General features: G+C 65.3%; 7 protein-coding genes and 1 tRNA gene. 1 reads left to right on the top strand and 7 read right to left on the bottom strand.

All coding sequences use genetic code 11. The features are described 5' to 3' along the window. Positions 1-239 precede the first annotated feature (239 nt). On the top strand, positions 240-890 hold the full coding sequence (locus tag OG804_RS22710) for a TetR/AcrR family transcriptional regulator (protein WP_328389675.1): 651 nt from the start codon (positions 240-242) through the stop codon (positions 888-890). Between the two features lie 295 nt (positions 891-1,185). Here OG804_RS22710 and OG804_RS22705 read toward each other — a convergent pair. From OG804_RS22705 to dnaN, 7 genes are all read right to left on the bottom strand, one after another. Continuing rightward, positions 1,186-1,259 (bottom strand) — tRNA-Ile (locus OG804_RS22705). Positions 1,260-1,596: 337 nt separating this feature from the next. Further along, a complete protein-coding gene (locus OG804_RS22700; RefSeq protein WP_328389673.1) occupies positions 1,597-2,709 on the bottom strand; it encodes a DUF3566 domain-containing protein in 1,113 nt (370 codons plus the stop codon). A gap of 39 nt (positions 2,710-2,748) precedes the next feature. Then, entirely contained in the window at positions 2,749-5,250 is a 2,502-nt protein-coding gene (gyrA, locus tag OG804_RS22695; RefSeq protein ID WP_328389671.1) for a DNA gyrase subunit A, read from the bottom strand. Between the two features lie 85 nt (positions 5,251-5,335). Beyond that, positions 5,336-7,378 carry a DNA topoisomerase (ATP-hydrolyzing) subunit B gene (gene gyrB, locus OG804_RS22690; protein ID WP_328389669.1) on the bottom strand — a complete coding sequence of 681 codons (2,043 nt, stop codon included), beginning with the start codon at positions 7,376-7,378 and terminating at the stop codon, positions 5,336-5,338. A 306-nt stretch (positions 7,379-7,684) separates the two neighbouring features. Beyond that, a complete protein-coding gene (locus OG804_RS22685) occupies positions 7,685-8,251 on the bottom strand; it encodes a DUF721 family protein (RefSeq protein ID WP_328389667.1) in 567 nt (188 codons plus the stop codon). Between the two features lie 346 nt (positions 8,252-8,597). Continuing rightward, positions 8,598-9,824 (bottom strand): DNA replication/repair protein RecF, encoded by a 1,227-nt coding sequence (gene recF / locus OG804_RS22680; RefSeq protein ID WP_328389665.1) that lies wholly within the window; start codon positions 9,822-9,824, stop codon positions 8,598-8,600. A 184-nt stretch (positions 9,825-10,008) separates the two neighbouring features. Next, entirely contained in the window at positions 10,009-11,184 is a 1,176-nt protein-coding gene (gene dnaN, locus OG804_RS22675; RefSeq protein ID WP_328389663.1) for a DNA polymerase III subunit beta, read from the bottom strand. Positions 11,185-12,387 lie beyond the last annotated feature (1,203 nt).

The following is a 12,387-nucleotide window of genomic DNA, read 5'->3' as shown; positions in this document are numbered from 1 at the left end:
TCGCCGTTCTGGTGCACCGCCGCGGTCGCGCGGCCACACCATACTGACATGTATGGAAGCGCAGTACCATGGAGTACGGAGAAGAAGGACCGGTGAGCAGAGTCGCGAAGACCGAGACGCGCGGACGCCGGACCCCGGACAGGAATCGGGCCGACCACCGCGATCGACGAATACGTCGAGGCCCCCGACCCGCTCCCCTACCATCGGGGTATGAGTCCCAGCGCTGACCCATCGGACCGATGACGGCGGATCCGTCCACCGCTTCGCACCCCGACCCGCCCGATGCCCGGACGGCGACGCAGCGACCGAAATCGAAAAAGGCTCGAGCCCAACAGAGCCGGCGCCGACGCCCGGCCCGGCTGTCCTACGACGACTGGGTCGACGGCGCGCTGCACCTCCTGTCGAGCGAAGGCGTAGGGGCGATCAAGATCCCGCGACTGTGCCAGGAACTGGGCGTCACCAAAGGTAGCTTCTACTGGCACTTCGACGATATCGAGCAGCTCATGGCGGCGATGGCCGACCGCTGGAGCGCGGTACAGAGCGACACAGTGCGCGAACTCGGCGCCTTCGCGGCGATACCGGTGGAAGACCGTATCGAGAAAATGGCCGCGATGCTCGTCGATCACCGGCACTGGATCGTGGAGACCACAGTGCGGGAATGGTCGCGGAGCAATCCGAAGGTCGCGGCCGCCGTGCGCAAACTGGATCAGGGGGTATTCGAAACCGTCTACCGAATCATGCTGGATCTCGGCTTCGACGAGAATCAGGCCGGCCTGCGGGCCGGCGCGATGGTGTACATCGGACTCGGGTTGATCCACGGCCGGGACAATCTGCCGATACCGACCACCGAGCAGGTGTACTCGGTCATCGAACTGCTGGCCCGGCCGTGATCATATGAGTTCCCCGGTGTGCACCGGGTCATCCGGCAACGATGGAGGATGCGTCAGCGGGTGGTAACCGCGTGCCACGCATCGTCGTCATCACGCCGGCGCAGCTTGTTGATACCGATGAGAACCGCAGCGACAATTCCGATGGTGAGAACGTATTTCATGAGCACAGCTTAGTGGTTGCCGATTCAATACGCGTCGAGGCCCGAACCGGTCAGCGCAATGGCCACCGCACAGCAAAAACCCGACCCGTTCCGCGCGGTACAAACCAGCCGGAAACAGATCGGGTTCTGTTCTGTGGGTCTAGGAGGACTTGAACCTCCGACCTCTTCGTTATCAGCGAAGCGCTCTAACCGCCTGAGCTATAGACCCGTGATTTTGATCGTTGGACGCTAGCGAGACTTTACTATCGTCAACGACCGAACAGAGACTACAGGAACACTCGATGACAAGACAAAACGCCTGGTAAGGGCCGGTGATCACTCCCACGTTACGGGTGGTTCCGGCAGGCTCGGGACCGAGAGCCGTACCTACGTCCGCGGTCGACCATGGATCCGCGGCACTTCGCCCGGTCGACCGGCTGTGTTCCAGCCCCGAAATAGACCGAGAGAAGAACAGCCGTTCAGGGGTTGTTCGCCGATGGGATCGCCCACAACGCGAAACGGCCGGCGCCCGTAACCGGGCGCCGGCCGTTTCGTAGTGCGAACGATCAGTCCGGGTCGGCCAGGGTGACCTGGATTCCGCCGACCATGTCGCAGCACTGGTTGTAGATGAACGTGCCGACCGTGGCCAGCGCGGTGAACAGCACGACGTTGATCAGGCCGATCACCCCCGCGTAACCGAAGACCGTGCCCGCATCGATCAGACCCACCGATCCGCTGTCCGGGGAGACCATATCGGTGAAGGTGCTGTTGAGCCGTTCCCAGACGCCCATACCCGCCAGCACCATGTACAGCAGCGCGACGGCGATCATCCACACGAAGAACATGGCGACGCTGATCACCAGGGTGATCTTCAGCGTGGACCACGGATCGATGCGGCGCAACTGAACGGTGGCGCGCAACGGTTCTCCGCCGAGCACCGCCTGCGGCAGCCCACGGGGAGCGGGCGGCGCGGACGGGGCCGCGGGGGGCGGCGGCGTGTACGGGTTGTGCTGTGGGTGCTGAGCCTGGGGTTCGGGGGGTAGTGGATGCCGGATATCGGACAGATCCGGCATATCTTTCACCAGCTCCGGCCGGGCGATACTGCGGGTCGGTCCGTCCAGGCCAACGGATTTGGACATGGCCGCTTCCTTGCGTGCCGCCTTGGCAGCCAGGTCGCTGGTGGTGCGGGCATTGGTGACCCCACCTTGGAGCCCGCCGCCCTGCAGCCCCCCGCCCTGCAGCCCGCCCGAGCGCTGCTGGGCACCGCCCACCGGCATATGGCCGGGCCGTGAGAGGTTCGACTGCGGCTCCCGCTGCGGCAGCTGCGACCAACCCTCCTGATAGCGGCCCGCGTCACCGCCGTTGCCGCCCTGCTGATTACCGCTCCCGCCCTGCTGATCGCCCGGCCCGCCACCGGCCTGCGGACCGGAATTCCGGTCCGCAGGGGTGTTGCGCGATTCGGACGCGAATTCGCCTTGCTGCTCCTGCTTTTCGGGCTGCGGACCACCGGCGGGCGAACCGCCGGGCGGATTACCACCCGGCTGGCCACCGCTCTGTTCGTGGTCCGCGGCCTCGCCCGGCCGCTGAGTCGGGCGCGGCGAAATCGGGGACGGGGTGACCCGCTCGGTCACACCGTTCGTCTGCTGCCGCTCGTCGCTCGGCTGTTTCGGAGTGGTCAATGGGAATCCTCGGATCCGTTCTTTGCCGCCGATATGGGATTACTGCTCGGGAGAACCGCCGCCGTCGATCTGCTCGGGCTCGTCGGCGTTACGTGCGATCGCAAGCAAGGTATCGCCCTCGCCGAGGTTCATCAATCGCACGCCCTTGGTCTGCCTACCGGCCTTGCGCACCTGCCGGGCGGCAGTGCGGATAACCCCTCCGCTGGAGGTGATCGCATACAGCTCGTCGTCGTCGTCGACGATGAGCGCCCCCACCAGGGTGCCACGCCGGGTGTCGTACTGAATCGTCAATACGCCTTTTCCGCCGCGACCCTGCGCCGTGTACTCCTCGATGGCGGTCCGCTTGGCGTACCCGCCCGAGGTCGCGACCAGCAGATATGTCCCGGAACGGACGACGTTCAGAGACAGCAGGGCGTCCTCGGCGTTGAACCGCATGCCCTGGACGCCGGAGGTGGCGCGGCCCATCGGGCGCAACGCCTCGTCGGTGGCGGAGAAGCGGATCGACTGTCCCTGCGCCGAGACCAGCAAGAGGTCGTCCTCGGCGGAACACAGTACGGCTCCGACCAATTCGTCGTTGTCGCGCAGATTCACCGCGACGATCCCGCCGCTGCGGTTGGAGTCGAAATCGACCAGCCGCGACTTCTTGACCAGGCCCTTCTGCGTGGCGAGCACCAGATAGGAGGCGTCCTCGTAGGACTTGATCCGGATCACCTGGGCGATCTTCTCGTCCGGCTGGAACGCCAGCAGGTTCGCCACGTGCTGCCCACGCGCAGTGCGGTTGGCCTCGGGCAGTTCGTATGCTTTGGCCCGGTAGACCCGGCCTTTGTTGGTGAAGAACAACAACCAGTCGTGGGTCGAGGTCACGAAGAAGTGCCTGACGATATCGTCCTGCTTCAGCCCCGCGCCCTGCACGCCCTTACCGCCCCGCTTCTGGCTGCGGTACAGATCGGTCTTGGTGCGTTTGGCGTACCCGGTTTCGGTGATGGTGACCACCACGTCCTCGCGGGCGATCAGATCCTCGTCGGCGACATCTCCGTCGGCGGAGACGATTTGAGTGCGCCGGCCGTCGCCGTATTTTTCGACGATCTCGGCGAGCTCGTCGTGCACGATCGCGCGCTGACGTTCGGGCTTGGCGAGAATATCCTTGAGATCGGCGATCTCGGCCTCGATCTTGGTCAATTCATCGACGATCTTCTGCCGCTCCAGCGCCGAGAGCCGGCGCAGCTGCATATCCAGGATCGCGGTGGCCTGGGTTTCGTCGATGTCCAGCAGTTCCATCAGGCCGGTACGCGCGGTATCGGTATTCGCCGAGCGCCGGATCAGCGCGATGACCTCGTCCAGCGCATCCAGCGCTTTGACCAGGCCGCGCAGGATATGGGCCCGTTCCTCGGCCTTGCGCAGCAGGTACCGGGTACGCCGGATGATGACGTCCAACTGGTGTTTGACGTAGAACCGGATCATCTGGTCCAGCCGCAGCGTGCGCGGGACGCCGTCGACGATCGAGAGCATATTCGCGCCGAAGCTGGTCTGCAGCTGGGTGTGCTTGTAGAGATTGTTCAGCACGACCTTCGCGATCGCGTCCCGTTTGACGGTGACGACGATCCGCAGGCCTGCCCGGTCAGAAGACTCGTCGTGGATATCCGCGACACCCGCGATTCGGCCGTCCTTGACCTGTTCGGCGATCGCGTTGACGAAGTTGTCCGTATTGACCTGGTACGGCAGTTCGGTGATGACGATCGTGGTGCGACCCCGCTGGTCTTCCTCGATCTCGACCACGCCGCGCATCCTGATCGATCCACGCCCGGTGGTGTAGGCATCGTGGATGCCTTGGTTACCGACGATCAGACCGGAGGTCGGGAAGTCCGGACCCTTGACCCGCTCCATACAGGCGGCCAGGGTGGCTTCCTCGTCGGCCTCATAGTTTTCCAGCGCCCAATAGATGGCCTCGGCCAACTCGGTGAGGTTGTGCGGCGGGATATTCGTCGCCATACCGACCGCGATACCGTTGCTGCCGTTCATCAGCAGGTGCGGCACCCGGCTCGGCAGCACAACCGGTTCCATGGTCTTGCCGTCGTAGTTCGGGATGAAATCGACCGTTTCGTGGTCGATTTCGCGCAGCATCTCCATGGCCAGCGGAGTCAGGCGACACTCCGTGTACCGCATGGCGGCGGCACCGTCGTTACCGCGACTGCCGAAGTTGCCCTGGCCGTCGACCAGCGGGTACCGCATCGACCACGGCTGCGCCATCCGGACCAGGGTGTCGTAGATGGCGGAGTCGCCGTGCGGGTGATAGTTACCCATCGTGTCGGCGACCGGGCGCGCGGACTTCACATAGCTGCGATCGGGGCGGTAGCCGTTGTCGTACATCGCGTACAGGATCCGGCGGTGCACCGGTTTGAGGCCGTCGCGAACCTCGGGCAGCGCACGGCCGACGATCACGCTCATCGCGTAATCGATATAGCTGCTCTGCATTTCCTGCTGGATATCGACCGGTTCGATCCGGTCGCCCGCACCGTTGGGCGGCAGGGTGGTGTCGGTCATGGAATCTCCTTGTCCGGGAGGAAGTCGGGTGCGGCGATCGCGGAGAACACGCCGCGGCCGGAATCAGCCGCGGCGGTACGCGTCGCTACACGTCCAGGAAGCGGACGTCCTTGGCATTGCGGGTGATGAAGCTGCGACGCGCTGCCACGTCCTCGCCCATCAGCACGCTGAACAGCTCATCGGCGGCGGCCGCGTCGTCCAGCGTCACTTGACGAAGGACACGCACCGACGGGTCCATGGTGGTCTCCCACAGTTCCTTCGGGTTCATCTCGCCCAGACCCTTGTAGCGCTGGATACCGTCGTCCTTGTTGATCTTCTTACCGGCCGCGAGCCCGGCCTCCAGCAGCCCGTCACGTTCACGGTCGGAGTAGGCGAACTCGGGCTCGGAACGCTGCCATTTCAGCTTGTACAGCGGCGGCTGCGCCAGGAAAACGAAACCCTGTTCGACCAGCGGACGCATGAAGCGGAACAGCAGGGTGAGCAGCAGGGTCGAGATGTGCTGGCCGTCGACGTCGGCGTCGGCCATCAGCACGATCTTGTGATACCGCAACTTGGCGATATCGAATTCGTCGTGGATACCGGTGCCGAACGCCGTGATGATCGCCTGGACCTCGTTGTTCTTGAGGACCCGGTCGATTCGCGCCTTTTCGACGTTGATGATCTTTCCGCGCAGCGGCAGGATCGCCTGATACATCGAATCGCGACCGGATTTCGCCGAACCACCGGCCGAATCGCCCTCGACGATGTAGATCTCGGATTTACTCGGATCCTTGGACCGGCAGTCGGCCAGCTTGCCCGGCAATCCGCCGAGATCGGTGGCGCTCTTGCGGCGAACCAGCTCACGCGCCTTGCGTGCGGCCACCCGGGCCTGCGCCGAGGACACCGCTTTGTTCACGATCGTCTTCGCGTCGGCCGGGTTCGCCTCGAACCAATGCGACAGATGTTCGTTGCAGGTGCGCTGCACGAAGGATTTGACCTCGGTGTTGCCGAGTTTGGTCTTGGTCTGGCCCTCGAACTGCGGCTCGCTCACCTTGACGCTGACAATGGCCGCCAATCCCTCACGGATATCGTCACCGGTGAGGTTGCCGTCTTTCTCCTTGAGCAGCTTCTTTTCCTTGGCGTACTTGTTGACCACCGTGGTCAGCGCGGCGCGGAAGCCCTCCTCGTGCGTGCCACCCTCATGAGTGTTGATGGTGTTGGCGAAGGTGTGCACGGACTCCGAGTAGCCGGAATTCCACTGCATGGCGACCTCGAGCTCATGCCCGGTGCCCTTGCTGGTGAAACCCACCACCGAATTGTGGATCGCCTGTTTGGTGCGGTTGATGTGCCGGACGAAATCCTCCAGCCCACCCGGATAGTGATAGGTACGCGATTTCACCTTGTGCTCGGTGGGCGCCGTCTCGTCGACATGTTTCGGCGCGTCCGCCGTCTCGCTCACCACATCGTCGGTGATTTCGCTCTCGGTCACCCGCTCGTCTGTCAGGACGATGGTCAGACCCTTGTTGAGGAACGCCATCTCCTGCAACCGACGCGCGACCGTCTCGAAGTTGTAGGAGGTGGTTTCGAAGATCTCCGGGTCTGCCCAGAACCGGATGGTGGTGCCGGTGGCCTTCGTCGCCTCACCCTGCACCAGCTTGCCGGGCTTCGCGTCTTTATAGGTCTGGGTCCAGTGATAGCCGTCGTGGTCGATCTCGGCCTCGAGCCGGGTGGACAGCGCGTTGACGACGGAGATACCGACTCCGTGCAGACCACCGGACACGGCATAGGAGTCGGAGTCGAATTTGCCGCCCGCGTGCAGCTGGGTCATGACGACTTCGATGGTCGGAATGCCCTGGGCGTGCATGCCCACCGGAATACCGCGGCCGTCGTCGATCACCTGTACACCGCCGTCGGCGAGCAGCGTGACGTCCACCCGGGTGGCATAGCCGGCCATGGCCTCGTCGACCGAGTTGTCCACAACCTCCTGGATCAGGTGGTGCAGACCGCGCTCACCGGTCGAACCGATATACATACCCGGCCGCTTGCGAACGGCCTCGAGCCCTTCCAAGACCGTGATGGAAGAGGCGCCGTATTCCTTCTTGTCCGATGCCTTGCTCGGGCCTGGTGCTTTGGAGTCGTTGGCAGCCACTGGTCGGTAGCTCTCCTTACTTGCTGATCCCCGGGACGGCGGTGGGACAGCGCAGGTGGGCCCGGGATCGCTCAGAGGGCTGCACACAACGCGCCGAAGGTATCGCCGCTGATTTACGTTTCCATCCTACTTCGCAGTCCAACTTACAGTGCATCTGCGACACCCCTGACGGCTTCCAGGATGGGAGAAATCAGACCGGCACGGGTCCCTTCGCAGCGCGGCGGTTTCCGACCATCAGATTCGTCCTGAGAGTTCACTGTGGGGCCGAGGCCGCAAAAGCGGTCGCGTTCCACGTGAAACCGGGTGCTATCCGTAGGTATCGCGCGGGCCCCGGCCACGGACATGCCGTTGCCCCTTACGCCAACTCGGCGCCGTCGGACCGGAGATGCGCAGCGAGCGCACCACCCCCGGGCCCACGGCGGCACTGATCTTCGCGAGCAACTGCGACTGCAACAGGCGTAGCTGAGTCGCCCAAGCGGTGGACTCGGCGGCCACGCTGAGCACGCCGTTCTCGAGCTTCACCGGTTTCGCGTGGGCGGCGATATCCTCGCCGACCACACCGGACCAATGCCCGAAGACCGTGCCCTCGGCGACTTTGGTGGACCAGCCACGGCTGCGCGCGATCGAGGTGGCGAGCTTGGACAGCGGCTGTGGATCACGGTCGTCGGGCCGGGGGCCGGACCAGCCACCGCGGCGGCGAGCACCGGAACGATGGCCGCGGCGCGGCGACGAACGGCCCTGACCGACTGATTTCCCACTCGCGCGGGCGGCGGCCCGGGCCTCCTCCAGCGCACGGCGGGCAAGATCGACACCGCGCAACTCCGGTTCGGGCGGGGGCGTCGCGCCACCGGGCGTTCCGGGCTGGTCGATCATCGCTGCTCCGCTCACCGATCCGAGTTATCCCCAGGCTGACCGGTTTTTCCTCAGGCTGTGCACATCCGGGAACCCAACTTCGGTACCGAAGTTCCCGAATCGGGCAAGCGACTGCCTTGCTGGATAAACACCCAGGTCAAGGTAGTTATTGCGGCACCTGCGCCGGTTGCCGCCGACCGGGGCCGGTCGCCGGCCGGGCTACGGAGCGACGACCTGGTGAAACAAGTTATCCACAGGCTGTGGATAACTTGCATACTGCAGGCCGATTGGGGATAACGGCCCGGTGTACCGGCTCACTCTACGAACGCCCCGGCCCGCATGCAAGGCAGCACCGGGTGCGTGTCCGTCATCCCGGCAGATCACCGGCGACCGTCTCCGGCAGGTCCGCGGCGGGCGGCGGAAGAGACTCCGGCGGCGCGGGTAACAGGCCGGAGACCCGGTGCTCGGGGTCACCCGTGGTCGTTACCCGGACCGTGTTCCCGACCAGCTCGGCCGGCACGTCCTCGGGCACGGCGGCGGTGACCAGTACCTGCTCCGCGGCGGCCGCCACCGCGGCCAGTGCGGTGCGCCGCCGCCGGTCGAGCTCGGCGAACACATCGTCGAGCAACAGCACAGGTTCGGTACCGCCGGCGCGCAACAGCTCGAACGCCGCCAGCCGCAGGGCCAGGGCGAACGACCAGGATTCACCGTGGCTGGCGAACCCTTTGGCCGGGGTCGCGCCGAGCATCAGGTCCAGATCGTCACGGTGCGGACCGACCAGGCAGATACCCCGTTCGAGTTCCTTGGACCGCGCCGCCACCAGTTCCCGCAGCAGTATCTCCTCCAGCATCGCGGGATCGTCCGGTTCCGGCACCCGGTCCGGATCGAGTAGTTCGGCAGGCAGCGCGCCACTGCGGTAGCCGACCGCGGCCGGGCGTGACTCCGGTGCGAGAGCCGCGTAGGCGCGCACCAGGTGGGGGTGCAGCTCGTGCACCAGACTCAGGCGTTCCGCGAGCAGCACCGACGCGTGCGCGGCGAGATGCCCGTCCCACACATCGAGGGTGTTCAGATCTGCCCGCGCCGACCGACCGGCGGTCTTCAACAGGGCGGACCGCTGCCGCAGCACCCGGTCGTAATCCGCGCGGACCCCGGCCAGACCGGGGCGCCGCGCGGTGCACAACTCGTCGAGAAAGCGGCGGCGCTCTCCCGGGTCGCCCCGGACCAGAGCCAGATCCTCGGGCGCGAACAACACGGTGTGCAGAATGCCGAGAATCTCCCGGGGACGACGCACCGGTGAACGATTGATCTGCGCTCGATTGGCGACACCGCGGTTGAGTTCTATGTCGACGCGCAGCTCCCGACCGAGATTCACCACATTCGCGCCGATCCGAGCCCGGTCCGCACCCGATCGGATCAGCGGAGCGTCCGCGGAAACCCGGTGCGATCCGAGGTTGGACAGGTAGCCCAGAGCTTCCAGCAGGTTGGTCTTGCCGTTACCGTTCGCCCCCAGGAAAACCGTAGGGCCTGTGGATAACTCGATCTCAGCCTGTTCCCAGGATCGGAAGTCACGCAAGGTCAGAGCCCGGATATGCACCTTTTCACACCGTCCGGGAGATGAGCACCGAGTTATCCACAGCTGTGGATAACTCCGGACAGTGCAGGTCGGAGCGGTGGTTTGCGGAGGTATCGCTGTCGTGCCCCGCCGCGATCGCGATGCGGGACACCACGGCCTCCCGAACAGCTACGCGCCGAGTGGTCGCTACCGAACCCACGCCCACTCAGCCCGGAAGCCGGACCGGCATCAACAGGTAGATGTAATCGCTCGCCAACGCGGGATAGGCACCGGTGTCGAGCGGCTCCGGTTCCTCCTCACGCGCGGGCAGCAGGACCGCGGGGCGACTGGGCGTCGTGAAGCCGAAGGTGACCCGGTCGGAGCGCAACGCCGAAAGCCCATCGATCAGGTATCCGGGGTTGAAGGCGATCGTCAGCGGCTCGCCCCGGAAATCGGCGGTGAGCCACTCTTCGGCCCGTCCGGCGTCATCGCCACCCGCCGACAGCAGCAGGCCTTCACCGGAGAACTCCAACCGCACCTGCGCGCCTCGCTCGGCGACGAGCGCGACGCGTTTGATCGCCTCGGCGAGCGACGCGACCTCCAGTGTGGCGATCGATGTGTGCTCCTTGGGGAGCAGCTGGCGGAATTTCGGGAACTCGGCATCGAGCAGCCTGGTAGTCGTCCGCCGTCCGCCGTTCACGATCCCCAGCAGGCCGTCGGCGCCCGCGCCGGAGCCCAGGGACAGTTGCACCGGCCGATCGGCCGCGCCGAGCGTCTTGGCGGCCTCGGACAGGGTCCGGGCGGGGATGAGTACCGCGGTCTCGATATCGGTACGCGCGGGCTGCCACTGGATATGCCGCACCGCGAGCCGGAACCGGTCGGTCGCCGCAAGGACCACCTGCGGTCCTTCGATCTCGACCCGGATACCGGTGAGCATGGGCAGCGTATCGTCGCGCCCCGCCGCGACCGCCACCTGACCGACCGCCTCGCCGAACACCTCCACCGCCAGTTCGCCGCTGGACTGCGGCACCTCGGGCAACTGGGGGTAGTCCTCGACCGGCATGGTCGGCAGCGAGAACTTCGCGCTCCCGCACTGGATCAGCACCCGCGTGCCGTCGACCGAGACGTCCACGGGCTTGTTGGAGAGCGCCTTGGTGATATCCGCCAGCAGTTTGCCCGAGACCAGGACCCGGCCGGGCCCCGCGACCTCCGCGGCGACTCTCATCTGCGCGGAAACCTCGTAGTCGAAGCCGGAGACGGTCAACCCGTCCTCGTCCGCGACCAGCAGGACTCCGCCGAGTACCGGGACCGGCGGGCGCGACGGCAGACTGCGTGCCACCCAGGCGACCGACTCCGCGAAATCCTCACGCGCGACCCGAAACTTCATGCCTGCAAGGTCCATCGCCCGAGGTGTCCTCTCCCGTTCAGTGTGGATCGGCGGCTGTCCTGCCCCCGTGTATCCCGCTGCGCCGACTCCGCCGGCACATCACGCGGCGGTCGATGCGGCGGTCGGAGATCCGGACCGACCGCCCCAGGAGTCTGGCACGAGCGACCGACATCAGACCGTACCCCGTATCGAGCCACCGGGTCGGCTGCCCCTCCGAGTGGAGGATACGTCCTCCTGGGTCCGGCAGGCCAGGCCGGTCGTTCCGATATGGGTGCGCCGCCCCGGCCTGCGCCGATCACCTGTGGACGGCTGTGGACGAACAGGCCGCCGACTCGGGACGCTTCCACAGCCATCCCCTGGCCGAGGTGGGGACAACTTCATGCCGGTCTGTTTCCGGATCGGCATGGTGGCCGGTGCGGACAGGCGGCATCGGACTCCCCCGGGTCATTTCGGTGAGCGCCCCGCGATCGGGGAGGGCATGCGGGGGCTCGGGTGCCGGCGAACCGGTGCGAGACCTACGGGACGACAGGGAGAGATTCCGGACGGGACGGGAGCGGGGGTCGACCACTGCCCACTCCGTCCTTGCCTCGTTCCTGGTTCGGTTTCGGTCGTCCGGTCCGCTCGAGACTTGTCCACACTTCCTGTTTTGAAGAGGAATTCTCTAGATGAAGAACAGGAGTAGTAATAGGTCCTGTGGATACTGTGGATTTCCCCTGTTATCCCAGTTCATAGCGCGTGTCCGCCTGTGGATGGCCGTGGGATAACTCGAGGATGAATCTGCCTCGGCTGTGGACAGGTTTTGTTGTCCACATTGCATCCACAGCGCGTCCACAGGTTGGTCCCCAGATTTGGGCCAGTTGTGCACACTGTGCATGGATCCGTGGATAACCTGTGGATTCCTCGAGGATTCCACAGGGATTCCCCAGGTTGTCCCCAGCCCTCTGACCGGATCCTGCGCTGGTCAGCTCCTGTGGACGAATTTGCCTGTGGAAACTGTGGATAAACAGCCTGTGGACAACCTGTCCCCACCAGGGCTCGAAACCTGTGGATGAACCAGTGGACAACCTGGGGATTCCACAGGCAGAATTATTACAAAGCGCCTGGTCAGCGAGTGATAACCCTGTTAGCGACACACCTGTGGATGGTTTGGACACGCCGACCGCCACCAGAGACGGCTGCGCGGTGCGATTCGTCCGATTTCCCAACCCGATTGCGCCG

The organism is Nocardia sp. NBC_00416, from assembly GCF_036032445.1.
In the GTDB taxonomy this organism is placed as follows: Bacteria; Actinomycetota; Actinomycetes; order Mycobacteriales; family Mycobacteriaceae; genus Nocardia.
Note: the sequence above shows the minus strand (reverse complement) of the source record. Positions and strands in the feature narration are given on the sequence as shown.